This is a genomic window from Streptomyces sp. NPDC007945 (genome assembly GCF_042958885.1).
Lineage (GTDB): Bacteria > Actinomycetota > Actinomycetes > Streptomycetales > Streptomycetaceae > Streptomyces.
Genome location: NZ_JBIBJV010000007.1, coordinates 21,122 through 44,076 on the forward strand (window position 1 = coordinate 21,122; position 22,955 = coordinate 44,076).

Here is a 22,955-nt window from a genome sequence, read left to right on the forward strand (position 1 = left end):
TGCGCCGGGGGCGCCGGCCGCGCGGACCGTGTGAAGCGGCCGGATCCGGGCAGCCACCCCTGGGAGAGTCGTGCGGTGGGGAGTGACGGAAGAGATGGAAGACGAGACGCGGGCCGCGCGTCAGTTGTGGGTGGAGGACGAGCGCGGACGGCGGAGGATGCCGGATCCGGTGCGGGACGCGGCGGTGCGGGCGGTGATGATCATGTCGGTGACCCTCATCCTCGCCGTGGTCGCCTTCCTGACCACCGTGGCGGGCTCCTGGCTGGCCTTCCCGACGACGATCGCGGCGGTGGTCGCGACCGTCGTGGCCACCTGGAGCGTGCTGGACATCTGGATCACCCGCCAGGTCTGGCGGCAGCGCAACGGCGTGGTCTCCGAGCCGAGCAGCAGCGCGTACCCGGGGCGGCGTGAGCGGCTCGGGGAGGAACAGGTCGCCTGAAGCCGCGGCACGGAGGAGGCCCGGCACCCCTGGCAGGCGTCCCGGGGTGCCGGGCCTCCTCCGTGCCTACGGCGCCGGGGACGGGTCCCCGGCGTCCTGGCGCTCGTCACGCCGGTCGTTCCCCCGGTCGCCCTGACGCTCGTCACGGCGGTCGGCCCGCCGGTCGCCCCGGGGGTCGTCCTGGTGGCGGCGGAACATCCGGGTCGCCGTGATCTCGCCGTGGATCATCTCGCCCTCGCCGGCCGGCTGCGGCAGGCCCGGGCGCAGGTGCTCCTCGACGCTGATGTACTTCAGTCCCGCCCGCAGGTCCGCGTCGTTGCGCAGCCGGATCACCAGCGGGAACTCGGCGAGGGCCGTCGTGTCGAACAGGCCCGTGGTGTAGAGCAGCTGGACGCCGAGCGCGTCCGACACGGCCCGCTGGAGTTCGAGCAGGTACGTGGCGTTGGCGCGGCCGATCGGGTTGTCCAGGAACAGCGTGCCCGCGTGCCGGTGCTTGTCGCGGCCCCGGTCGTTGGAGCGCAGCGCCGCCATCGTGCAGTACAGCGCGATGGCCGCGGTGAGCAGCTGGCCGCCGGAGAAGACGTCGCCCATCTGCCCGACCGGCACCCGCTCGGCGCGCAGCACCGCGTCCGGCTTGAGGATCTCGACGGCGACGCCCTTGGGTTCGAGCGCCGCCTGCACCCCGCGCAGCAGCAGCGACATGCCGTCGCGGCGCAGGTCGGAGTTCTTCCTGACGGCGGCCCGGGTCGCCTCGTCGACGACCTCGCCGAGCCGCTCGGTGAGGGTCGCCTGGTCGGGCTCCTCGAAGCGGATCCGCAGGAACTCCTGGCCCGACCACTCGCCGAGGCCCTCGGGGAGCCGGGAGAGCCGCTGGGCGGAGCGGAGGGTGGCGAGCGAGGTCTCCACCAGGCCGCGCAGCCGGTCCACGATCGAGTCGCGGTTGCGCTCCAGCTGGGCCAGCTCGTCGGTGAGGACCCGCAGCCGGGGCGCGAAGGCCTCCGCCCACTTGGCGGCGTGCTCGGGCAGCGCGGAGGCCGGCAGTTCGCGGATCTGCTGGCGGGCCGGGGTGCGGACCTGCTCGTAGCGGCTGGAGTTGGCGTGCCGGACGAGGATGTCGCTCGCCTCGCGGACGGCGGAGTCGGCGGCGGACAGTTCGGCGGCGCAGGCGCGCAGCGCCCGCCGGGCCTCGCCGGCCGCGTTCCGGGCCTCCTCCAGGGAACCGGCGTACGGCTCCGGCTCCTCCTGCTCCTCCTCCGCGTGGTCGCGCAGCAGGTCCCGCAGGAGGGCGGCGGTCTCGTCGAAGCCGCCGGCGGCGTCCTCGGCGGCCCGGTGGTCGCGCAGCAGACCGGCGTGGGCGGCGCGGGCCGCGTCCAGCGCGTCGCTGCGGGCGGCGAGTTCGGCGCCGGCGGTGCGGAGCAGCACCTGGGCGCGCTCGGCGTCGGCCGGGACCAGCTCCTCCGGCAGCTCGGTGTGGACCTCGCCGTCCTCGGGCGCGAGCCGCTCGGACTCGCCGCGGAGCCGGCCCAGCTTCTCGCTCGCCTCGGTGGCGCGGGACTCCAGCATCTGCACCAGGGACTCGGCGCGGGCGGCGGCGGCCTGCCGGGACGGGCCGTCGGCGCCGTCGGTGGACTCCAGGAGCTGCTCGGCGCGGGTGCGGACCTTGTTGGTGAGCCGGTCCAGTTCGGCGAGGGCGGCGGACTCGTCGCTCTCGGCGCGGGCCTGCTCGGCGCGCAGGTCGGCACCGACACCGACCTTCTCGTACACCTGCGAGGCGGCCCGGTAGGCCTCGCGGAGGGTGGGGAGCGCGGCCCGGGGGGCGTCCGGGGCCTCCTCCGGCAGCTGCTCGGGGGCGCCGGCGATCTCGGCGCGCTCGGCACGCAGCGCGCGGGCCGTGCGGTGGGCGTCGTCGGCGGCCCGCTGGGCGGCCCGGCGGTCCTCGTCGGCGGCACGCGCGCGTTCGAGGCAGGTCTGGGCGCGGGCCTCGGCCTCGGCGGCGTCGTCGGCGAGTTCGCGGAGCTTGGCCTGCCAGGCGGAGCGCTCGCGGAGCCGGTACGCGAGCCCCGCGAGGGCGTCGGCGACGCGGCGGGCGCGCTGGGCGGCCTCCTGCCGCTCGTCGCGGACGGCGAGCGCCTCGGCGGCGGTCTCCTCGGCCTCGGCGCGCAGGGCGCGGGCCTCGCCGAGGGCACGGGCGGCCGTCTCGGCGGTCTCGCGGGCGGTGGCGGCGACGGCCGCGAGCTCGGCGAGCATGCCGGGCGGGCAGTCGGCGCGCCAGGCACCGATCCGGGCGGCGAGGGCGCGGTCGCCCGCGAGCCGGGCGGCGAGGGCGCGGATCTCCTCGTCGCGGGCGGCGGCACGCGCGCGGAGCGCCTGCCGCTCCTCGTCGGCGGCGTGCTCGTCGTGCATGGCCGGGTTCGGGGGCACGAGAAAGACGCCGGTGTCGTCGCCGGGGTCCTGCGCCGGTACGGGGGCGAGGAGGGCGGCGGCGGTACCGACGGCGACGGCGGAGCGGGGCAGCAGGGCGGCCGAGGCGAGGGCCTCGCGGGCGCGCCCGTACGAGACGGGGTCGGTGATGACGACGCCGTCGACGAGTTCGGGGCGGGCGGCGAGCACGCGCGCGTGGTCGGCGGGATCGACGGACTGGGCCAGGTAGCGCCAGCCGGGGAGCGCGGGGATGCCCTGCTCGCCGAGGAACTCGACGGTGGCGAGGACGTCCGGACCGGGCGGCAGCAGGCCGCCGTCGCCGAGGGCCCCGAGGATGCGGGAGTCGTCGGCGGCGGCGGTGCGCAGGTCGAAGAGGCGGCGCTCGGCGGAGGCGACGGCCTCGTCGAGCAGGCGGCGCAGCTCCTCCGCATAACGGTCGAAGTCGGTGACGGAGAGCGGGGACCGGCCGTCGGGCCCGTCGGGGCTTCCGTGCTGCTCCGGGTTCTCGGCGGCCCCCTCGGTGGGGACGGCGGCGCGCTGGCCGGGCAGCGGGGAGCCGGAGGAGGGCAGGCCGAGGAGTTCGGCGAGGCGTTCCTCGGCGGCCAGGGCCTCGGCGGCGCGGCGCTCGGCGTCGTAGGCGTTGCCGGCGGCCTCCGCGGCGTCGGCGGCGCGGGCGGCGGCGAGTTCGGCGCGGGACTCGGCGGCGGCCGTCTCGCGGGCCCGGTCGCTCGCGGTGCGGGCCGCCTCGCGGGCCGCGTCCCAGGCGGCGACGGTGGTCTTCTCCGCGTCGGCGGCGGCGAGCGCGGCGCGGGCCGGGTCGGCGTCGGGCGCGGAGTCGTCGAGCCAGCCGGCCCGGACGGCCTCGGCGGTCTCCTGCTCGACCTCGGCGAGCCGCTGGCGCAGGTGGCCGGCCTCGCTGCGGGCGCGCTGGGCCTCGGTGGCGGCGGCGGTGGCGTCCCGGTGGGCGGCCTCGCCGGCCTCCTGGAGGGCGGTGGACCGTTCCTCCTCCTCGGCGGCGAGCCGCTCGCCCTCCTCCGCGGCCGCGGCCAGGGCCCGTACGAGGTCGGCGGCGGCCCGGGCGCGGGCGGCGAGGGCCGGGGCGGCGTCGCGCTCGGCCTCGCGGATGGCGGCGGCCACGCGCGCGGAGCGGTCGCCCGCGGCGCGGTGGCGGAGCACCGACTCGGCGGCCTGCCAGGCGGCGTGCAGGGTGCGGGCCTCGATCAGCTCGCGGCGCTGGGAGGCGGCGCCCTTCTCGGCGGCGGCGAGCGCCAGGGAGGCGTGCCGGTAGGCGAGTTCGGCGGCGATGAGGGAGCTGCGCTCGCGGGCCGTCTCGGCCTCGGCGACGGCGTGGCCGGCGGCGGTGACCCGCTCGGCCAGTTCGGCGGCACGGGCCCGCTCGGCCGCGCCGCGGGCCGACAGGCGGCGGGCGAGGGTGCGGGTGCGGCGCTCGGCCGCGGCGTGCACCTCGCGCGCGTGGGACCGGGTTCCGGCGGCGTCGACGATGCGGCCGAGGAGGTCGACGGAGCCGGCGGTGAAGTCGCGTTCGGCGGTGAGTTCGGCGCGGCGGCCGAGCTTGTTGCCGAAGCCGCCGACGAGGTCGGCGAGTCCGTCGGTGTCCCGGGTGTCGGTGACGGCGCGCAGGAGGAGGTCGGTGAAGTCGGAGTCCTTCTTCACCGCGAAGAGACCGGCGGCCTCGCCCTCGTCGGCGTTCATCTCGCGCTGGTAGCGGAAGAGTTCGGGGTCGAGGCCGAGCTCGCCGAGGTGCTCGTTCCAGCGGTCGTGGATCTCCTCCCACACCACGTCCAGGTGCGGGTAGGCCTTGCCGGCCTCGGTGAGGGCGTCCCGGAAGCCCTTCATGGTGCGGCGGCGGCCGGTGGCGGCCGAGGCGCCCTCGACGGCGGGGCGGACCGCGTTCGCCTCGGCGACCGGGAGGTTGTCCAGGCTGAGGCCGGGGCCGGGGCGGAAGGAGTACCAGGCCTCGGCGAACTTCCGCGGGTCGTTGGAGACCTGGCGGCCGCGCCACTCGCTGACCTTGCCGACGACGACGAGTTCGCCGGTGAGGGTGTGCTGCCACTCCAGGGCGACGTGGCCGCAGTCGTCGGCGAGCAGGAACTTGCGGAGCACGCCGGAGCTGGCGCCGCCGAGGGTGTTGCGGTGGCCCGGGAGCATCACCGAGAAGATCAGTTTGAGGAGGACGGACTTGCCGCCGCCGTTCTCCAGGAAGAGCACGCCCGCGGGCGCGGGGCGGCGGGGCGGGCCGACGGGCTCCTCCTCGAAGAACTCCGCCTGGGTGGGCGCCGGGTTCGGCACGGGGGCGCCGACGCCGCGCAGGTCCAGGACGGTGTCGGCGTAGCGGGCGCCGGCGGGGCCGATGGAGTAGAGGCGGACCCGGGACAGCTCGTACATGGCGAGGGACTCTCGTGCTCTCGTGCTCGGGGAGTTCGGTGGGGCGGGATGCGGCGGCCCGGGGGACGCGGGGTGGTGGGCTTACGCGTGGAAGGGGAGGCCGGCGTCGGCGGCGAGCTCCAGGTCGTCTCCCTCGGGCGGCGGGACGAGGGTGGCGGTGCCGTCGCTGACCGGGACGATCCCGAGGTCGAGCAGTTGGGTGAGGGCGGCGGAACCGGCCATGTCGCGGACCTGCAGCTGGTAGCGGGCGGTGGTGCGGTACGAGCCGCCGTTCTCGTCTCCGGTGCGCTGGAGGAAGCCGGACTCGGTGAGGAAGGCGACGGCCTTGGCGACGATGCCGGTGGTGGAGCCCGCGAGGCGGCGGGCGTCCTTGGTGGCGCCGGTGGTGGAGCGGCGGGACCAGACGCGCCAGGCGGCCTCCAGGCCGGGGGCGTCGGAGGCGGGGTCGGTGTTCTCGCCCTCCTCCTCGGCGCGCTGCTCCAGGCGGAGGCAGGCCTGGCGGACGAAGGAGTCCACGCCGTTGACGGTGAGGCGGCCGATGTACGCGTCGTCGGCGAGGTCTTCGGGGCGCGGGAAGGCCATCGCGGCGATGGCGAGGTGGGCCAGGCCGTGCAGGAAGCGGTCGGCGGCGTCGGTGTTGGCGCGGCGGGCGTAGTCGCCCATGCGGACGGCGAAGACGGAGTCCTCGCCGGCGGTGACGGCCATCCCCGCGCGCGGGGAGACCTCCAGGACGATCAGGCCGAGACCGGTCGCGACGGCGTCGGCGAGCCGCGCGAACCCCGGGTCCTCCTGGTAGCGGCGGAGCAGCTCGGCGTATTCGGCGTCCCGGGCGGGCAGCAGCTTCGGCTGGAGCCCGAAGGAGACGAGGCGCGCCGCGTCGGCGGCGTCCGCGGGGGTGACGGCGGCGTGCGCGGGCGCGGTGGCCGGGGGCCGGGGGGACTCCTGCTCGCTCCACGCGTCCGGGTACTCGGCGTACTCGACGTGGTTGTCGCTCACGGCTGGGGCTCCTCGGTGCGGCTCTCGTTCGGTACGGCGGCGGTGCCGGCCCTCGGCAGGGGCAGCGGCACGGGGGTGACGGCGGCGGGCGGCACGGCGGGCCCGCCCGGTGGCGGCTCCCCCGCGCCGCCGAGGCGCACGGCCCGCACGCTCGGCAGCTCCCGCCGCCGCCCGCCGCCCCGAGGCGCCTCCGGCAGGGAGACGACGGCGAAGCGGGGACGGGGGGCGGGGAGGGGCGCGGGGAGGGAGCCGGTCGCGGGGCCGGTGCCGGTTTCCCGGGCGGGGTCGGGATCGGTCGCGGGCTCGGTGCCGGTTGCCCGGGCGGGGTCGGGGTCGGTCGCGGATCCGGTGCCGGTCACCCGGACGGGGTCGGGGCCGGGATCGGTCGCTGACCCGATGCCGGTCCCCCCGATGGGCTCGGGTGCCGAGGTGCGGGGGGCCGCCGCAGTGGCGGGCCCGGACGGCGGGTCCACGAAGGGGGGCACGAGGCGGGGACCGGTGCGCGCGTCCGGCGCGGGGCGCGCGGTGGGGGCTTCCGGCGCGGTGGGGGCTTCGGGCTGGTCGGTGGCGTCGACGACGGAACCGACCGGGACCGTCGCGGAAGCCGGGGCCGTCGGGGCGGCCGCGGGATCGGCCGGGGCGGCCGACGGCTGCTCCGTGACGGCCGTCGGGGCGGCCGCGGGATCGGCGAGGTCCACCCGGGCCACCGGCGGCTGCTCGGCGGGGGCCGACGCGGTGGCCGTGGGATCGGCGAAGTGCGCCGTGGCCGGGGTCGGTTCGGCGGCGTCGGGCGGGGCCGGGGTCGGGTCCGTGTCGGGGGCCGGCGGCTGCTCCGGGGCGGTCGGCTTCGGGAGCCACGCGCGCGTGGCGCGGGTGAGGAGGCGGGGGCGCTTGCCGGAGGCGTACCTCACGTCGCCTCCGAACGGTCGGCGGCCATGCCCGCGGCGTCGAGGAGCGCCGTGCCGACGATGAGGTCCGCGCCGCCGAAACCGGGGTCGTCGAGCGGGGTGCCGTCGTCGACGGCGAAGAGCAGGCGCTCCTCGCCCTGGCGGTAGGCGGTGCCGACCGGCGGGCTGGCCGCGTGGACGGCGAGCAGGGCGACCAGGTAGGCGAGGTCCTCGCCGCCGGTGGCGCGGGCGTCGGCGAGCAGCCCGGAGAGGCGGCGCGGGGCGTCGTGCTCCAGGTCGAGGAGGGCGAGCGCGTCGGCGAGCTGCCGCTCGCTGAAGCGGGAGTCGTCGGGGGTGGCGATCAGGTCCGGCTCGGGCATCTCCGCGCCGAGGTGCTCGCGCTCGACGGGCGGGGTGAGGAGCAGGTCCACGAGGTCGCCGAGGCGGACCGAGGCGGGGGTGCGCAGGCCGGTGCCGCGCGCGAAGAAGGCGTCCGTGACGCGGGTGGCGCGCTCGACGGGGAGGGGCAGCACGGGCGCGACGAGCTGCCCGTACAGGTCGAGGCCGGTGTACCTGGTGGGCGCGGCGAAGGCCTGCCGGTCCTGCTCGGCGCGGAACAGCGGGCCCGCTTCCAGGAGCCGGGACTGGAGCTGGGTGTGGCGGCGGATGCAGTCCTTGACGATGTCGACCAGTTCCGCGGCCCGGCGCTTGTGCTCGGGCTCCTCGGCCTCGTCCCTGGCCTTGCGGATGTTGGTGAGGATCGCGTTCTCGTGGCGGTAGCGGTCGGCGACGTGGTCCAGGGCCTCGGCGATCATGTCGGGGACGCTGTTGAGCCAGTCGACCGCGCGCACGTTGCGCCGGGTGGCCTCCAGGGTCCTGCGGAGGGTCTCGGCGTACTGGACGGTGCGGTAGCGGGCCTGTTCGGCCGCGAGCTGGGCGTCGGCGAGGCGGCCCCGGCTGATGAGGACCTCCAGCTTCACCTCGGCGGCGATCTGCGCGCTGGTGACGTCGGTGTCGAGCGCGCCGACCAGCACGTTGACGGCCTCGTCGGTGGTCCGGAGGCAGACGGCGCCGCCGTAGCCCGGGACCTCCTCGATGAGCTTGAAGTCGTAGTCCCGGCGGACGTACACGCCGTCGGTGCCGAAGGTGCCGTAGACGGCGCGGAAGCCGCGGTCGACGCTGCCGACGTTGATCAGGTTCTCCAGCACCCAGCGGGCCACGCGCTCGTGCTCGGCGGCGGGGCGCTCCGGGGCCTGGGCGGCGACCCGGGGCAGCAACCGGGCGACGACCTGGTCGTGGTCGGCGCCGGTGTCGAAGTCCATGTGGAGGGTGACGAGGTCGATCGCGGCGAGGGCGACCTCGGCCATCGCGTAGACCGTGTACTCGCCCGCGAGGTTGGACTTGCGCGCGTCGAGGTCGTGCAGCGGCGCCGTGCAGGCGAGCGCGCGCAGGCGCCGCGCGAGCCCTTCGTCGGCGGCCGGCCCCTGCGCGGGGCGCGGCCCCACGCTGAGCTGGGGCGGAGCGAGGTCCGTCGAGGCAGGCGAAGTCACGGTGCACAGAGTAGGTCCTCGCACTGACATGGGTCGAAACGGCGCAGAAACCACCGCCCCGGTCCCGGCCCGGGCGGTACTCTCCGCCCGGCGCGGGAAGGCCCCGCACCCAGGCGCCCGGGCGGTGCTCGGTCCGGCCGCTACGCCTGCGCCGGTTCGTCCACGGCGCGCGCGCAGGCGGCCGCGACGCGCTCGGCGGAGTCGTCGAGGTAGCGGACGAGGAGGCGTTCAGCTGCGGTCCGCTCCCCCGTTTCCAGGGCTGCCAGGATCTCCTTGTTGCGGGCGAGGTAGGGCTCGTGGAGGTCCCGCGGGTCCTCCACCACGTGGAAGGCGAGGCGCAGCTCGGCCAGGACGCCGCGCATGAGCTCGTCGGTGCGGGCGCTGCCGGCGAGGGCGACGAGTTCCCGGTGGAAGTGGATGTTGGCGGTGGAGACCGCGCGCCAGTCGCCGGCCCTCGCGGCGGCCTCGCCCTCGGCGACGGCGGCGGCGAGGCCGGCCACCGGGAAGGGCGGTTCGCCGAGGCTCCGTACGACGGCGCACTCGACGAGCCGGCGGGTGCGGTAGAGGTCCTCGACGTCGTCCACGGCGAGGACGCGGACGAAGACGCCGCGGTTGAGCTCGTGCACGAGGAGCCGCTCGTGGGTGAGGAGCCGGAAGGCCTCGCGCAGGGTGTTGCGGGAGACCCCGAGGGCCCTGCCGATGCTCTCCTCGGAGAGGCGGGTTCCGGGCGGGAAGAAGCCCTCGGCGATGCGGGTGCGCAGGATGTCCGCGACCCGCTCCGCCGTGCTGGTGCGGCCGAGCAGTGCCCGGTCGTCCGCCAGTCCCCCGGCCGTCCCGGCCGCGCCGGTGTCGCTCGCTCCCACGGTCCCCCTTCCTCATGGGGCCGCCGGCCCGGTCGTCGTGTGGCCGTCGAGTCAACCGCAGAATCGGATCCGGGACAACAGCTCTTGTCCGATCGTTCAACAATCCCCTAACGTCGAGGCTACCGGGTCCCTGAGGACGGACGACCGGTGGCGGAGCCTGCGGACGCCGGCACCGGAGCACCGGTGAAAGGGGCAGCACCATGAGCGGGGTCTCGATCGACCTGAACGCCGATCTCGGAGAAGGGTTCGGCCGGTGGACGCTGACCGACGACGAGCGGCTCCTCTCCGTCGTCACCAGCGCCAACGTCGCCTGCGGCTTCCACGCGGGGGACGCGGTCACCATGCGGCGGGTGTGCGAGCTCGCCGCCGAGCGGGGGGTGAGGATCGGGGCCCAGGTGTCGTACCGGGACCTCGCCGGGTTCGGACGGCGGGCGATGGACGTGCCGCCGGCGGAGCTGGCCGCCGAGGTGGCGTACCAGATCGGTGCCCTGGAGGTCTTCGCCCGCGCGGCCGGCTCCCGGGTGGCGTACGTGAAGCCGCACGGGGCGCTCTACAACCGGGTGGTGCGGGACGCGGAGCAGGCGGCCGCGGTCGTCGACGGGGTGCTCCTCGCGGGCGGCGCGCTGCCGGTGCTGGGGCTGCCGGGCTCGCGGCTGCACGAGGCGGCGGAGCGGGCCGGGCTCCCGGTGGTGGCCGAGGCCTTCGGGGACCGCGCCTACCGGGCCGACGGCTCCCTGCTGCCACGGGGGCAGGAGGGGGCCGTGGTGCACGATCCGGACAAGGTGGTCGAGCGGTCGGTGACGCTGGTCCGCTCGGGCACGGTCACCGCGCACTGCGGGACGGCCGTGGCCGTGCGGGCGCGCTCGCTCTGCCTGCACGGGGACACCCCGGGCGCGGTGGAGCTGGCCCGGCGCGTCCGGACGGCCCTGGAGTCGGCCGGGGTGACCGTGGAGGCGTTCGCGTGAGGGTGCTGCGGGTGGGCGAGCGGGCCCTGCTCGTCGAACTGGCCGACGGGGCCGCCGCCGAGGCCTTCCACGCGGAGCTGCTGCGGCGCCGGGCGTCCGGCGCGCTGCCCGGCGTGCGGGAGGTCGTGCCGGCGGCGCGGACGGTGCTGCTCGACGGGGTGGCCGAGCCCGCGCGGCTCGCCGCCGAACTGCCCGGCTGGCCGCCGGGGCCCGGGCACGCGCGCGTGGGTCCGGTCGTGGAGGTCCCGGTCCGGTACGACGGCCCGGACCTGGCCGAGGTGGCCGCCCGGTGGGGCGTGCCGCCCGAGGAGGCGGTACGGATCCACTCCTCGACGGAGTTCCGGGTCGCCTTCTGCGGTTTCGCGCCCGGCTTCGGCTATCTGACGGGGCTCGGGGCACGGTACGAGGTGCCGCGCCGGGCGACGCCTCGGACGTCGGTGCCCGCCGGGTCCGTGGCGCTGGCGGGGCCGTACACGGGCGTGTACCCGCGTTCCTCTCCGGGCGGCTGGCAGCTGATCGGGACGACGGACGCGGTCCTGTGGGACGCCGCGCGGGAGCCGGCGGCGCTGCTGTCGCCCGGTACGCGCGTGCGGTTCGTCCCGGCGCCCCGGACGGGGCCCGGCCGATGAACGACCGTGCCGTCGCCGTCGTCAGGGCCGGCGCCCTGACCACCGTGCAGGACCTGGGACGGCCGGGGTACGCGCACCTGGGCGTGCCCCGCTCGGGCGCCTTGGACCCGGCCGCCGTCCGGCTGCTGAACCGGCTGGTCGGCAACGCCGAGGACGCCGCCGTCCTGGAGACCACCGTCGACGGCTGTGCGCTGCGGTCCCCGAGGGCGGTGACGGTGGCGGTGGGCGGGGCGCCGTGCCCGGTCCGGGCGGACGGCCGGCCGCTGCCCTGGGGCACGGCGGTACGGGTCCCCGCCGGGGCGCTCCTGGAGGTCGGGGCCGCCGTGCGCGGGCTGCGCTCGTACGTGGCGTTCGGCGGCGGGATCGCCGTCGAACCGGTGCTCGGCAGCCGCTCCACCGACCTGCTGTCCGGGCTCGGCCCGGCGCCGCTGGCCGAGGGGGCGGTGCTGCCGCTGGGGGCGGCCACGGCCGTACGGGGGTCGGTCGACGCTCCTCCCTGGCCGGGCCCGCCGGACGAACTGGTCCTGCGGGTCCGGCTCGGGCCGCGCGACGACTGGTTCACCGCCGGCGCGCTCCGGACCCTCACCACGCGCGCGTACCGGGTGTCCTCGGCGAGCAACCGCATCGGGCTGCGCCTCGACGGGCCGGCCCTGGAACGGGCCCTTCCCGGGGAACTGCCCAGCGAGGGCATGGTCCTGGGGGCGGTGCAGGTGCCGCCGGACGGCCGGCCGGTGGTCTTCCTGGCGGACCATCCGACGACCGGCGGCTATCCGGTGGTGGCGGTGGTGCGGGAGACGGACCTGGGGGCGGCCGCGCAGGCCGTGCCGGGGACCCGGGTCCGGTTCGTCACCGCTCCTTAGGGCCTGTCGTCGAACTCCCGCCGTCGCCCGGAGGGCGGCCCCGCGGCGTCAGGTGCGTGCTCTCGGCGTGCCGGGCGCGAGGCCTCGTACGGGACGTACTTGGCCTTGTGCCCGGTGCGGCGAGAGTGCGTGCATGGCGTCGTGGGGCAGGCGGGAGTTTGACGACAGGCCCTGGGGGCCCCGGCGTCGGTGCGGTCGTCGCGGTCGCCGGGTGTCCCGTCGTCCTGCGGTGGGGTGCCGTGGCCCCCGCCGCCGGGCGTGTGGACGACCAGGACGTCGCCGGGGGCGACCTCGGTGGTCGCGGCGCCGTCCAGGTGCTCGACTCGGCGTTGGCCCGGACGCGGCCCCATGGAGGCCTGGACGGCTTCAGGGCCGGTCCCGGCCGTGGCCGGCCACCGCACGGTCTCGGCTCGGGTGGGCGGCGGCTCGGACGCCTCCGGGGAGGGTGCGGACCCCCGGGGCGAGGCCTCGCTCGGGAAGAGCCCGGTGGAAGGCCGCGGCGCAGGTTCCGGTCCGGGCGGGGACCGCCCTCGCGGTCCCGGGGCGGGGCCACGCTCGGCGGGTCGCGCCGGGGGCCGCGCCGCCCCGGGCCGGGGCGGTGGTGGGTCGGCTCAGACCTGGAGGTCGGGGCCGATGCGGTTGCGGACCGCGGTCTGGACCTCGACCTCCTCGGCCGGGTCGGCGGCGAGGCGGCGCAATCGCTCGGCCACGCGCGCGTCGGCCGTCTCGGCGTGCTGGGCCGCGATCTCGCGGGTGGTCTCCTCGCAGTCCCAGAGGCATTCGACGGCGAAGCCGCTGGCGAAGGAGGGGTCGGTGGCCGCGAGGGCGCGGGCCGTGCGGCCGCGCAACTGGGAGGAGGCCGTCTCCCGGTAGACGTGGCGCAGCACGGGCGCCGCGCAGGCGATGCCGAGGCGGCCGGCGCCGTCGACGAGGGCTCCGAGCGCGGCCGCGTCGGGCCCGCCGGTGCGGATGGCGGTGCGCAGGGCGCCGAGGACGAGCGCGGCGTCCCGCGCCTCGCCGCGCGCGGCGAGGGTCTCGCCGGCGGCGGCGCCGAGGGGGTCGGTGCGGTGGATCCAGGCGCGGGCGCGGGCGACCGCGTCCTCTCCGCACATGCGGAGGTAGGCGGTGACGGCGGCCCGGGCGGCGGCCAGCGCCTCGCGGTCGACGGCTCCGGGCACGTCGGCGTACGGACCGGTCTGTCCGGGGGTGGTGCCGGCGGCCGTGTCGAGGGGGTGTACGGCGTCGGCGGCGGCCTCGACGAGGTCGAGGACGGCGGGGTCCCGGGTGGCGGCCAGGTGGTGCAGGGCGGCGGCGCGCGCGCCGGGGGCGCCGGCGCGGGCGGCGGCCAGCAGCTCGGGCCGGTCCTCGGACCCGGCCACGGCGGCCAGGCAGCGGGCGGCGGGGCCGGCGAGGTCGGCTCCGCGCTCGTACCCCTCCTGGGCCCAGTCGAGGACGGCGCGGACGCTCCAGCCGGGGCGGGGCCCGGTGGGGCGCAGCTGCCGCTGCCAGCGGTCGAAGGAGCCGTGTTCCTGGGCGGCGCGGACGCGGGCGCCGACGGCGTCGCGCTGGTCCTCGGCCCACAGGCGCCAGGGGCGGGGCTCGAAGGCGTCGCGGACGGTTCCGGCGAGCGCGGTGTCGCCGGCCTCGTCCTGCGGGAAGCGGGCGAGGACGGGCTCGGCGAGCGAGCGGAGTCCGGCGTCGTCGTCGCGCAGGGCGAGCTCGTCGAGGGCCCAGGCCCAGTTGGCACCGGCGGCGGCGTAGCGCCGGAGGAGCAGCAGGGCGTCGTGGCGTCCGTAGGAGGCCAGGTGGCCGAGGACGGCGAGGGCGAGGCCGGTGCGCTGCTCCTCGGGGTCGAGGTGGTCCTCGGGCGCGAAGAGGTGCGCCTCGATGGCCTCCAGGCCTCCGTGGAGGTCGAGGTAGAGCCGGGCGTAGTACAAGGAGCGGTTCTCGACCCGCCAGTCGTGGCGCGGGTCGGCGAGCACGCAGTGGTCGAGGGCCACGAGGGCCTCGGTGCGGGGGGCGGCGAGGGCGTGCAGGGTGCCGTCGCCGCGGCCCCTCTGCAGCAGGCCGAGCAGGGTGCCGCTCGGCGCTATGGCTGGTTCGAACATGGGAAGACGCCTCACATCAAGCTGTCGTCACGACGGGTGGACCGGGGCGGCGGAGGCCGGGCGCAGGGCCCGTCCGCGCGGAGCCCGGCCTAGTAGGCCGTGGGACAACAGGTCGGGCCGTCCGTCGTACGTCGCTTGTGCGCGCTGCTCATCTTCCTCTGCCTCTCGTCCGGAGCCCGGTCGGACGGCCGGGCTTGTCGTCATGATGACCGACCGTCCGCACGGTCGCGACCACATTTACGGACCCGTTCCCACCTGGGGTTCAGGCCGCGTTCACCTGGTGGTGAAGAGCTCCAGGAGTTCGGTCTTGCCGAACATGCGGGCGGTGTCCACGGCGGACGGAGTCCCGGACTCCGGATTCGCGCCGCCGGCGAGGAGGGCACGGATGACGGCGTCGGCGCCCTTGAAGACGGCTCCGGCGAGCGGGGTCTGGCCCCGGTCGTTGGCGCGGTCGGCGTCGGCGCCGCGCTCCAGGAGGGCCGTGACGGCGTCGGCGTGGCCGTGGTAGGCGGCGAGCATGACGAGGGTGTCGCCCCGGTCGTTGGTGAGGTTCGCGGGGACGCCCGCGTCGAGGTAGGCGGCGAGGGCCGCCGCGTCGCCGGTGCGCGCCAGGTCGAAGACCTTCGACGCCAGCTCGACGACCTCGGGGTCCGGGGTCTCGCTCATCTCCACAACCGCCTTCCGTGCTCCGACCGCGTACCGCGCGCCTGTCGCCCGGTATCGCCTGCCCTTGACCTGCGCACGGCACGCGCGGCCGTACGAGTGAATCGACAGGGTACTGCCCGCGCGGTGACATGACCGCGTCCGGCCGAGGCAAGGATCACGGCGTCCACCCCCCGTGACCTCCGTCTCCGACGGCTCCCCTACCCCACTTCGACGCTTTCGCCACCCGGAACGGCCCTCTCCCTCCGCCGGTCAAGTGAAAACGCCCGCCATTCACCCGAATGCACCTTTAGTCACATAGATACTTGCCGTGAACCTGGAAGGACTCATCGTGACTGTCCCCTCAACCAGGAGAACACCCCATGATCCTGTCCATCTCAGGCGTCGTCCTGCTCGGCATCATCTGCTTCCTGTTCTTCAAGAAGGACGGCCTCAAGGCGTCGCACGCCCTCGTCTGCGCGCTCTTCGGCTTCTACCTGGCGGGCACCGCCATCGCACCGAGCATCACCGCGGGCGGCCAGAGCCTGGCCGGCCTGCTGGGCGGAATCAAGTTCTGACGCCACTCACCCCCTTCCACCCCTCCAGGAGCACGACGTGTACCGGCGACCACTCCCCCGCATTCTGAGCAACGGCGGCGCGCAGCTGGCGCGCGGCCGAGAGATCGCGCGGTCGGCCGCCGACAGCGCCACCGACGTGCTCCACCCGCTGATCACGGTCTCCCGCGGTCTGCGGAAACTGGCCGCGACCGCGCGCGCCAAGTGGGCCGCGACCCCCAAGGAACGGCGCGGTCCCACGCTGTTCCTGGTCGCGGCCTGCCTCCTGGTCGTCGCCCTCGCGCCGTACGGGCCGCTGCTCGCGCTCGTCGCGCTCATGGGTGCCGCCGCGTGGAAGGGGCGTGAGAAACCGGTCGTCAAGACCGGCCCCGACGAGGCGGAGACCGCCCGGCTGAAGGGGCTCTACGAGGCCCTGGTGCCGTACTTCTCCGTCCCCGACGACCCCGACCCGCTCTTCGCCCACGGCGGCGACTGGTCCCGGGCCTTCGGCGACCACGCCTTCGACGACAGCGGCCGCCTGACGCGGCTGCGGATCTCCTACCCCCCGTACTTCACCGACGGCGAGGCCGCCTCCCGCGCCCGCATCGAGCAGCTCCTGCACGCCAAGTCGGGCCGCGGCCGCGAGTACCTCTTCGAGTGGGACGAGGAGGGCAACCGGCTCGACATGCACGTACTGGCCGCGCTGCCGACCACCATCGCCGCACAGCGGTTCGTCACCGCCCCCGGCGAGACCGTCCTCGGCTTCACGGACGCCGACGCCGTGCAGCGGACCGTGCCGGTCGTCTCGGCGGACGGCTCCGAGGACGCGCCGGCCGTCGTCTGGCGCACCGGCCCCCGCTCCACCGAGCCGCACCTGCTCGCCGTCGGCCAGCCCGGCAGCGGCACCACCTCCCTGCTGCGCTCCCTGGCGCTCCAGGCCCTCGCCCACGGCGACGTGCTGATCGTGGACGGGGCCGGCGCCGGCGAGTACGCCTGCCTGGTCGGCCGTGACGGCGTCCTCGGCGTCGAGAGCGAACTGTCCGGCGCCCTGGAGAGCCTGGAATGGGCCGCCCAGGAGACCGAGCGGCGGCTGATCACCGCGAACCGCGCCCGGCAGGCGGGGCGCCCCGCCCCCGCGGACACCCGCCGCCCGCTGTGGATCCTCCTCGACCGCCCCGGCGTCCTCGGCCACCTGGCCGCCGCCGAGGGCCGGCCCGACCCCCAGGAACTGCTCCAGGCGCCGTTGCGGCACGGCCGGGCGGCCCAGGTGACGGTGGTGGTGGCGGAGCAGTTCGACACCGCCGACGCGCTCCACGAGGGGGTACGCGCGCACGCCCGCGCCCGCGTGGTGCTCGGCCCCGCCTCCCCCGAGCAGATCGCCGCGGTGCTCGGCGCCGCCCCGCACACCACGCCGACCCCGCAGGTCCCGCCCGGCCGCGGCTACGCCCGCCTCGGCACCGGGCCGGTCCTCCGCCTCCAGGTGCCGGCCACGCCCGACCCGTACGACGACGCCGCCGGCGACGCCGACCGGCAGGCCGTCCTCGACCTCCTGCCGGAGCGGCGGGCGGCGGCCACGGTGGCCCTGGAGAAGGTCCCGGAGGCGGCGGCCGAACCGACCCCCGCCCCTCTCCCCCGCCACGCCCCGGTCCCGGCGGAGGGCTGATCCCGCCGGAGTCAGGAGACGGCGATGGCCGGTACGGACCCGCCCGTACCGGCCATCGCCGTCTCTCCGTACCGGCCATCGCTGTCTCCACGCGCGCGTGCGCGCGGCAGGCGCACGCGTCCCCTCAGGCCACGAACGTCCTGAGGGGCTCCGCTCCCCCGCCGAGGCCCGACTCGACCAGCCGAGCGGCGGCGGCCAGCCGGGCGGCGGCCTCCTCGGCGACCGGGCCGCCGACGGTGAACGGCAGGCGGATGTACCCCTCGAAGGCGCCGTCGACGCCGAAGCGGGGGCCGGAGGGGACGCGGACGCCGACCCGCTCGCCCGCCTCCGCCACCCGTGAGCCGGAGAGCCCGCCGGTGCGCACCCAGAGCGTCAGGCCGCCCTTCGGCACGTCGAACTCCCACTCCGGCAGTTCCCTGCGGACCGCCGCGACGAGCGCGTCCCGGTTCTCGCGGGCCTGCGCCCTGCGCAGGTCGACGGCCTCCTCCCAGCCGCCGGTGCGCATCAGCCAGTTGACGCCGAGCTGCTCCAGGACCGGGGTGCCCAGGTCGGCGTAGGCGCGGGCGGCGACGAGGGAGCGGATGACGTCGGGCGCGGCCCGGACCCAGCCGATGCGCATCCCGGCCCAGAACGCCTTGCTCGCCGAGCCGACGGTGAGGACGGTGGAGCCGGCCGGGTCGAAGGCGCAGACCGGCCGGGGCATCGCCACGTCCGCGTCGAGGTGGAGCTCGGTCATGGTCTCGTCGACGACCAGGACGGTGCCGGCCGCCCGGGCGGCCTCCACGAGCCCCCGGCGCTGGTCCTCGTCGGCGAGGGCGCCGGTCGGGTTGTGGAAGTCGGCGACCACGTACGCGAGGCGGGGCGCGGCCTCGCGCATCACCTGGCGCCAGCGCCCCAGGTCCCAGCTGCCGAGTCCCTCGGACATGGCGACGGGGACCAGCCGGGCGCCCGCCTCCCGCATGAGCTGGAGGATGTTCGCGTACGACGGGGACTCGACGGCGATCCGCTCGCCGCGCCCGGCGAAGAGGTGGCAGATGGCGTCGATGGCGCCCATCGCGCCGGTGGTCACCATGATCTGCTCGGGCATCGTCGGGATGCCGCGGGCGGTGTAGCGCTCGGCGAGCGTGGCGCGCAGCGCGGGGAGCCCGGCCGGGTAGTCCCCGTGGGTGTGCGCGTACGGCGGCAGCTCCTCCAGGGCTCCCTGGACGCTGCGGGTCAGCCAGGGCTCGGGGGCGGGCAGCGCGGCGCAGCCGAGGTCGATGAGGGAGCCGAGGGTCTCCGGCGGCAGCGGTTCGAGGCCGCGCGCGGGCAGCGGGTTGCCGGCCGGGACGGCGGTCCAGCTGCCGGCGCCGCGCCGGGACTCCAGGAAGCCCTCGGTGCGCAGCGTCTCGTAGGCGGCGGCGACGGTGGTGCGGCTGACGGTGAGGGCGAGCGCGAGTTCCCGCTCGGCGGGCAGCCGGGCGGCGACCGGCACCCGGCCCTCCAGGACGAGCAGGCGGATGCCGTCGGCGAGGGCGCGGTAGGCGGGGGGCTTCCGGGCGCCGGGTCCCGCGGGGCGGGGCTGCTGCGCCTGGAGCTGCCGGGCGAGCTGGGCGGCCCCGACGGCCGAAGTCCACTGAGCCATGGAAATCAGTCCACCTTCATCGAATTGGCCATGGTTGGCATCCGTTCTCCCGCCACAGAGTGGCATGGGTCGGTCCACTCGCACCACAGCGGGCCGCGATCTTCCGCCACACACCACCTCAGGGGGGCACCTCCATGTCCATCGCCTCCGGCTCCCGCGGCCGGCATCTGACCCGACGGCTGGTCCAGCTGTACGCCGGCCTCGCGCTGTACGGGGCCAGCTCGGCCCTGCTGGTCAGGGCGGGGCTCGGCATGGAGCCGTGGAACGTGCTCCACCAGGGCCTGGCCGGGCTGACCGGGCTGACGATCGGGGTGGTCCTGATCATCGTGGGCGCCATCGTGCTGCTGCTGTGGATCCCGCTCCGGCAGCGCCCGGGCCTGGGCACGGTGTCGAACGTCTTCGTGATCGGCCTGGCGATGGACGGCACCCTCGCGCTGCTCCCGGACGGCCACGGCCTGGTGACGCGCGGCGCCCTCATGGTGCTGGGCATCGTCCTGAACGCCCTGGCGACCGGTCTCTACATCGCGGCCCGCTTCGGGCCCGGTCCGCGCGACGGCCTGATGACGGGCCTGCACCGGGTGACCGGCTGGTCGATCCGGCTGACCAGGACTCTGATCGAGGTGGCGGTGGTCACGACCGGCTTCCTGCTCGGCGGGTCCGTCGGCGTCGGCACGCTCCTGTACGCGCTGACGATCGGCCCGCTCGCCCAGTTCTTCCTCCGCTTCTTCGCGGTCCCGGAGCCGCGGCCCGTCGAGGCGGCCGTCACCGCGGAGTCACCGGAAGGCGCCATACTGCGGCGGTGACTCGCGTACGACACCCCTATCTCGACCACCCGTCCCCCCTGCCCTTCGCCCACCGGGGCGGCACGGCGGACGGCCTGGAGAACACCGCGGCCGCGTTCCGCCGGGCCGCCGCCGCGGGCTACCGCTACTTCGAGACCGACGTCCACACCACCGCCGACGGCGTGCTGGTCGCCTTCCACGACGCGACCCTCGACCGGGTGACGGACACCGCGGGCCGGATCCGGGACCTGCCGTGGGCGGCGGTGCGCGAGGCCCGGGTGGCCGGCAAGGAGCCGCTGCCGCTCTTCGAGGACCTGCTCCAGGAGTTCCCCGAGGCGCGCTGGAACGTGGATCTGAAGACCGAGTCGGCGCTCGGCCCGCTGGTCGACCTGATCTCCCGCACCGCGGCCTGGGACCGGGTCCTGGTCAGCTCCTTCACCGAGGCCCGGATCGCCCGCGCCCAGCGCCTCGCGGGTCCGCGCCTCGCCACCTCGTTCGGCGTCACCGGCGTCGCGGCCCTGCGGCTGCGCTCGCTCGGCCTGCCGGCCCCGCTGCGGGCGGGCGCCGTGGCGGCGCAGGTCCCGGAGACGCAGGGCGGGGTCCGCGTGGTGGACCGCCGCTTCGTCCGGGCGGCGCACGCGCGCGGGCTCCAGGTGCACGTGTGGACCGTGAACGATCCGGAGCGCATGGAGTCTCTCCTCGACCTGGGGGTCGATGGCATCATGACCGATCATCTGGAGACGCTGCGCGAGGTCCTCATCGCCCGCGGGGCATGGGTCTGAGGGCGAGCGGGCGCCCCCGGGACGGGGACGAGCGAGGGGGGCGTGCGGCCGTGACCGCCGAGACGACCGGGCCCGAGGGGCCCATCACCGATCCGGCCGAGCGCAGACGGGAGCAGCGCGGCTGGTACTTCTACGACTTCGCCTGCTCGGTGTACTCGACCACCGTCGTGACCGTGTTCCTGGGTCCGTACCTGAACGAGCTGGCGAAGGCGGCGGCCGGCGGCGGGACGCACGTGTACCCGCTCGGCGTCCCGGTGCACGTCGACTCGCTCTTCGCCTACGCGGTCTCGGCGTCGCTCGTGGTGGCGATCGTCGCGATGCCGCTGGTGAGCGCGGCGGCCGACCGCCGGGGCCGGAAGAAGCCGCTGCTCGCGGCGGCCGCCTACCTCGGGGCGGGCGCGACGACCTGCATGTTCTTCCTGAAGGACGACCGCTATCTGCTCGGCGCCCTGCTGCTCGTCGTGGCGAACGCCGCGCTCGCGGTGTCGATGATGCTCTACAACTCCTACCTGCCCCAGATCTCCGAGCCGGAGGAGCGGGACGCGGTCTCGTCGCGCGGTTGGGCGTTCGGCTACACCTCGGGCGCGCTCGTCCTGGTCCTCAACCTCGTCCTGTACTCGGGCCACGAGTCCTTCGGCCTGTCGGCGGGCGAGGCGGTCCGCATCTGCCTGGCCTCCGCCGGACTCTGGTGGGGCGCCTTCGCGCTGATCCCGCTGAAGCGGCTACGCGACCGGGGGCTGCCGGCGGGCGGCGCGGTGGAGGCGGACGGGACGGGCGCGGTGGGGGCCGGCTGGCGCCAGCTGCGGGCCACGCTCGTCGACATGCGCAACCACCCGAAGACGCTCGCCTTCCTGCTCGCCTACCTCGTCTACAACGACGGGGTACAGACGGTGATCTCGCAGGCGGCCGTCTTCGGCAAGAACGAGCTGGGGCTGGAGCAGACGACGCTCATCACGGCGGTCCTGCTGGTGCAGGTGCTCGCGGTGGCCGGGGCGCTCGCGATGGGCCGGGTCGCCCGGACGCACGGGGCCAAGCGGACGATTCTGGGGGCCCTGGTCGTGTGGACCCTCATCCTGCTGGCGGGGTACTTCCTGCCGGCCGGGGCGCCGGTCTTCTTCTACTTCCTGGCGGCGGCCATCGGCCTGGTGATGGGCGGGACGCAGGCGCTGTCGCGCTCGTTGTTCTCGCACACGGTGCCGGAGGGCAAGGAGGCGGAGTACTTCTCCGCGTACGAGCTGAGCGACCGGGGACTGAGCTGGCTGGGCCCGCTGGTGTTCGGGCTCGTGAACCAGCTGACCGGAAGCTATCGAGCTGCCATCATCTCCCTGGTGATCTTCTTCGTGGCCGGATTCGTCCTCCTCGCGCGGGTGCCGGTGCGCGAGGCGGCCAGGGAGGCGGGGAATGTGGTGCCCGAACGAATTTAGACGCGGAAGTAAAAGGCCGGTAGTGTACGCGTTTGGCCTGCCAGGCGGACCGTTACTGCGCGCTGCTTCAGTGAAGACGATGAGTCACATCTGCCGCCAGATGTGACAAAACGGGCACTGGTGGGTACAACAAGGGGCGGCACGACGGGCGACGCATTACCCGGAACGGGAATCTTTCTCGCCGACCGGACGTTGACCGGATGACGACGACAGCGACACCTGTCCTGTGGGCGACAAGCCCGGGAGGCACGATTCATGAGTGAGCGAGCTCTTCGCGGCACGCGCCTCGTGGTGACCAGCTACGAGACCGACCGCGGCATCGATCTGGCACCTCGCCAGGCCGTGGAGTACGCATGCGAGAAGGGCCATCGTTTTGAGATGCCCTTCTCGGTGGAGGCGGAAATTCCGCCGGAGTGGGAATGCAAGGTCTGCGGAATCCAGGCACTCCTGGTGGACGGCGACGGACCCGAGGAGAAGAAGGGCAAGCCGGCGCGTACGCACTGGGACATGCTCATGGAGCGGCGTACCCGTGAGGAGCTGGAGGAGGTCCTCGCCGAGAGGCTGGCCGTCCTGCGCTCCGGCGCCATGAACATCGCGGTGCATCCGCGCGACAGCCGGAAGTCCGCCTGACGGACGACCCGGCACGAGCAACGCCGAGGGGCCCGGTACACGATCCGTGTACCGGGCCCCTCGGCGTTGCCGCGCCCGCGTCCCGGAGGGGCGGGCGCCCGGGTACGCGGCCGGTCTCAGGGCGTCAGCGGCGGGCGGCGGTCGCCGGCGGGGCCGTACGGCCCCTGGGGAGCGTCGTCGCGGATGACCTCGCCCTGCACCACCTTCCCGGCCGGGCGGCGGATACGGGCCTGCTGGAAGGCGTCCTGGAGGCTGCCGGCAGGCGCCGCGGCCATCCGGCGCTCGACCGCCCTCTCCGCGGCGCGGCCCAGGGCCGCCCGCACCGGGGGCACGAGGAGCAGCAGTCCGGCCGCGTCGGAGAGGAGCCCGGGGATCATCAGGAGCAGTCCGCCGAGCATCAGGAAGCCGTTGCGGTCCTCGGCGCCCTCGCGGCCGGCCGCGGTCGGGGTCGTACCGCTCTGCGCGGCGGCCTGGGCCTGCTGGAAGGCGGCGGTGAGATGGGCGAAGGCCCGGCGCCCGGCCCGCTTGATCACCACGGTGCCGAGCACGACCCCGCCGATCAGCAGGAGCAGCACGGTGAGCCCGCCGGCGGCGTCCGCCACGACGGTGAGGAGCCAGATCTCCAGGACCAGCCAGGCGGCCAGGCCCAGCGGGAGCAGGGTGCGCGCCCGGGAGCGCCGATGGGTCTGCGGGGGCGGTGCGCCGGTCGTCATGGGCTCCAGTGTGCCTG

19 protein-coding genes are annotated in these 22,955 nt (G+C 76.0%); 10 read left to right on the plus strand and 9 right to left on the minus strand.

Annotation, left to right across the window (positions count from 1 at the left end; genetic code table 11):
• Positions 1 to 94: 94 nt before the first annotated feature.
• Complete coding sequence (locus tag ACFZCF_RS22405) at positions 95 to 439, plus strand: hypothetical protein (RefSeq protein ID WP_391288301.1); 345 nt, start codon at positions 95 to 97, stop codon at positions 437 to 439.
• 66 nt (positions 440 to 505) lie between these two features.
• Here ACFZCF_RS22405 and ACFZCF_RS22410 read toward each other — a convergent pair whose 3' ends face one another.
• From ACFZCF_RS22410 to ACFZCF_RS22430, 5 genes are all read right to left on the minus strand, one after another.
• Positions 506 to 5,266 (minus strand): hypothetical protein, encoded by a 4,761-nt coding sequence (locus ACFZCF_RS22410; protein WP_391288303.1) that lies wholly within the window; start codon positions 5,264 to 5,266, stop codon positions 506 to 508.
• Positions 5,267 to 5,347: 81 nt separating this feature from the next.
• Complete coding sequence (locus ACFZCF_RS22415; protein ID WP_391288305.1) at positions 5,348 to 6,262, minus strand: hypothetical protein; 915 nt, start codon at positions 6,260 to 6,262, stop codon at positions 5,348 to 5,350.
• Positions 6,259 to 7,173: a hypothetical protein gene (locus ACFZCF_RS22420; RefSeq protein ID WP_391288307.1), complete on the minus strand. Its 915-nt coding sequence runs from the start codon at positions 7,171 to 7,173 to the stop codon at positions 6,259 to 6,261. The genes ACFZCF_RS22415 and ACFZCF_RS22420 overlap by 4 nt, the downstream gene beginning before the upstream one ends.
• On the minus strand, positions 7,170 to 8,699 hold the full coding sequence (locus ACFZCF_RS22425) for a hypothetical protein (protein ID WP_391288309.1): 1,530 nt from the start codon (positions 8,697 to 8,699) through the stop codon (positions 7,170 to 7,172). The genes ACFZCF_RS22420 and ACFZCF_RS22425 overlap by 4 nt, the downstream gene beginning before the upstream one ends.
• A 140-nt stretch (positions 8,700 to 8,839) precedes the next feature.
• Positions 8,840 to 9,562 carry an FCD domain-containing protein gene (locus tag ACFZCF_RS22430; protein ID WP_391288311.1) on the minus strand — a complete coding sequence of 241 codons (723 nt, stop codon included), beginning with the start codon at positions 9,560 to 9,562 and terminating at the stop codon, positions 8,840 to 8,842.
• 200 nt (positions 9,563 to 9,762) lie between these two features.
• On the opposite strand from ACFZCF_RS22430, the gene ACFZCF_RS22435 reads away from it, so the two are divergent.
• The 3 genes from ACFZCF_RS22435 to ACFZCF_RS22445 are packed head-to-tail and all read left to right on the plus strand — an operon-like array spanning position 9,763 to position 12,016.
• Entirely contained in the window at positions 9,763 to 10,527 is a 765-nt protein-coding gene (locus ACFZCF_RS22435; protein WP_391288314.1) for a 5-oxoprolinase subunit PxpA, read from the plus strand.
• The gene (locus ACFZCF_RS22440; RefSeq protein WP_391288316.1) at positions 10,524 to 11,156 is read left to right on the plus strand and encodes a carboxyltransferase domain-containing protein; all 633 of its coding nucleotides are present in this window, start codon (positions 10,524 to 10,526) and stop codon (positions 11,154 to 11,156) included. The genes ACFZCF_RS22435 and ACFZCF_RS22440 overlap by 4 nt, the downstream gene beginning before the upstream one ends.
• On the plus strand, positions 11,153 to 12,016 hold the full coding sequence (locus ACFZCF_RS22445) for a 5-oxoprolinase/urea amidolyase family protein (protein WP_391288318.1): 864 nt from the start codon (positions 11,153 to 11,155) through the stop codon (positions 12,014 to 12,016). Before ACFZCF_RS22440 ends, ACFZCF_RS22445 begins: the two co-directional genes overlap by 4 nt.
• 611 nt (positions 12,017 to 12,627) lie before the next feature.
• Here the strand turns inward: ACFZCF_RS22445 and ACFZCF_RS22450 are convergent.
• Both ACFZCF_RS22450 and ACFZCF_RS22455 read right to left on the minus strand, forming a co-directional pair.
• Positions 12,628 to 14,124 (minus strand): HEAT repeat domain-containing protein, encoded by a 1,497-nt coding sequence (locus ACFZCF_RS22450; protein WP_388446455.1) that lies wholly within the window; start codon positions 14,122 to 14,124, stop codon positions 12,628 to 12,630.
• 273 nt (positions 14,125 to 14,397) lie between these two features.
• Positions 14,398 to 14,790, minus strand: a complete 393-nt coding sequence (locus ACFZCF_RS22455) for an ankyrin repeat domain-containing protein (protein ID WP_189953134.1) — start codon at positions 14,788 to 14,790, stop codon at positions 14,398 to 14,400.
• A 359-nt stretch (positions 14,791 to 15,149) separates the two neighbouring features.
• Between ACFZCF_RS22455 and ACFZCF_RS22460 the strand changes: the two genes are divergently transcribed.
• Both ACFZCF_RS22460 and ACFZCF_RS22465 read left to right on the plus strand, forming a co-directional pair.
• Positions 15,150 to 15,344 (plus strand): hypothetical protein, encoded by a 195-nt coding sequence (locus ACFZCF_RS22460; protein WP_030493667.1) that lies wholly within the window; start codon positions 15,150 to 15,152, stop codon positions 15,342 to 15,344.
• Positions 15,345 to 15,381: 37 nt separating this feature from the next.
• Positions 15,382 to 16,983, plus strand: coding sequence for a hypothetical protein (locus ACFZCF_RS22465; protein WP_391288321.1), 1,602 nt, complete (start codon positions 15,382 to 15,384; stop codon positions 16,981 to 16,983).
• A 124-nt stretch (positions 16,984 to 17,107) separates the two neighbouring features.
• Here the strand turns inward: ACFZCF_RS22465 and ACFZCF_RS22470 are convergent, their stop codons facing one another.
• Positions 17,108 to 18,607 (minus strand): aminotransferase class I/II-fold pyridoxal phosphate-dependent enzyme, encoded by a 1,500-nt coding sequence (locus ACFZCF_RS22470; RefSeq protein WP_391288323.1) that lies wholly within the window; start codon positions 18,605 to 18,607, stop codon positions 17,108 to 17,110.
• A gap of 134 nt (positions 18,608 to 18,741) precedes the next feature.
• On the opposite strand from ACFZCF_RS22470, the gene ACFZCF_RS22475 reads away from it, so the two are divergent.
• The 4 genes from ACFZCF_RS22475 (at position 18,742) to ACFZCF_RS22490 (ending at position 22,225) form a co-directional block, all read left to right on the plus strand.
• Positions 18,742 to 19,410 carry a YitT family protein gene (locus ACFZCF_RS22475; RefSeq protein ID WP_388446466.1) on the plus strand — a complete coding sequence of 223 codons (669 nt, stop codon included), beginning with the start codon at positions 18,742 to 18,744 and terminating at the stop codon, positions 19,408 to 19,410.
• Complete coding sequence (locus tag ACFZCF_RS22480; RefSeq protein ID WP_391288326.1) at positions 19,407 to 20,171, plus strand: glycerophosphodiester phosphodiesterase family protein; 765 nt, start codon at positions 19,407 to 19,409, stop codon at positions 20,169 to 20,171. The genes ACFZCF_RS22475 and ACFZCF_RS22480 overlap by 4 nt, the downstream gene beginning before the upstream one ends.
• Before the next feature lie 50 nt (positions 20,172 to 20,221).
• Positions 20,222 to 21,595: an MFS transporter gene (locus ACFZCF_RS22485; RefSeq protein WP_391288328.1), complete on the plus strand. Its 1,374-nt coding sequence runs from the start codon at positions 20,222 to 20,224 to the stop codon at positions 21,593 to 21,595.
• 255 nt (positions 21,596 to 21,850) lie between these two features.
• Positions 21,851 to 22,225 (plus strand): RNA polymerase-binding protein RbpA, encoded by a 375-nt coding sequence (locus tag ACFZCF_RS22490; RefSeq protein WP_015032218.1) that lies wholly within the window; start codon positions 21,851 to 21,853, stop codon positions 22,223 to 22,225.
• Between the two features lie 116 nt (positions 22,226 to 22,341).
• Here ACFZCF_RS22490 and fxsA read toward each other — a convergent pair whose 3' ends face one another.
• A complete protein-coding gene (gene fxsA, locus ACFZCF_RS22495; RefSeq protein ID WP_391288330.1) occupies positions 22,342 to 22,938 on the minus strand; it encodes an FxsA family membrane protein in 597 nt (198 codons plus the stop codon).
• Between the last annotated feature and the right edge of the window lie 17 nt (positions 22,939 to 22,955).

What these genes read in the sequence shown, in the direction of transcription:
- ACFZCF_RS22405 (WP_391288301.1), top strand. Translation starts at nt 95, where the DNA reads ATGGAAGACGAGACGCGGGCCGCGCGTCAGTTGTGGGTGGAGGACGAG.
- ACFZCF_RS22410 (WP_391288303.1), bottom strand. Translation starts at nt 5,266, where the DNA reads ATGTACGAGCTGTCCCGGGTCCGCCTCTACTCCATCGGCCCCGCCGGC.
- ACFZCF_RS22435 (WP_391288314.1), top strand. Translation starts at nt 9,763, where the DNA reads ATGAGCGGGGTCTCGATCGACCTGAACGCCGATCTCGGAGAAGGGTTC.
- ACFZCF_RS22445 (WP_391288318.1), top strand. Translation starts at nt 11,153, where the DNA reads ATGAACGACCGTGCCGTCGCCGTCGTCAGGGCCGGCGCCCTGACCACC.
- ACFZCF_RS22450 (WP_388446455.1), bottom strand. Translation starts at nt 14,124, where the DNA reads ATGTTCGAACCAGCCATAGCGCCGAGCGGCACCCTGCTCGGCCTGCTG.
- ACFZCF_RS22455 (WP_189953134.1), bottom strand. Translation starts at nt 14,790, where the DNA reads ATGAGCGAGACCCCGGACCCCGAGGTCGTCGAGCTGGCGTCGAAGGTC.
- ACFZCF_RS22460 (WP_030493667.1), top strand. Translation starts at nt 15,150, where the DNA reads ATGATCCTGTCCATCTCAGGCGTCGTCCTGCTCGGCATCATCTGCTTC.
- ACFZCF_RS22470 (WP_391288323.1), bottom strand. Translation starts at nt 18,607, where the DNA reads ATGGCTCAGTGGACTTCGGCCGTCGGGGCCGCCCAGCTCGCCCGGCAG.
- ACFZCF_RS22475 (WP_388446466.1), top strand. Translation starts at nt 18,742, where the DNA reads ATGTCCATCGCCTCCGGCTCCCGCGGCCGGCATCTGACCCGACGGCTG.
- ACFZCF_RS22490 (WP_015032218.1), top strand. Translation starts at nt 21,851, where the DNA reads ATGAGTGAGCGAGCTCTTCGCGGCACGCGCCTCGTGGTGACCAGCTAC.
- fxsA (WP_391288330.1), bottom strand. Translation starts at nt 22,938, where the DNA reads ATGACGACCGGCGCACCGCCCCCGCAGACCCATCGGCGCTCCCGGGCG.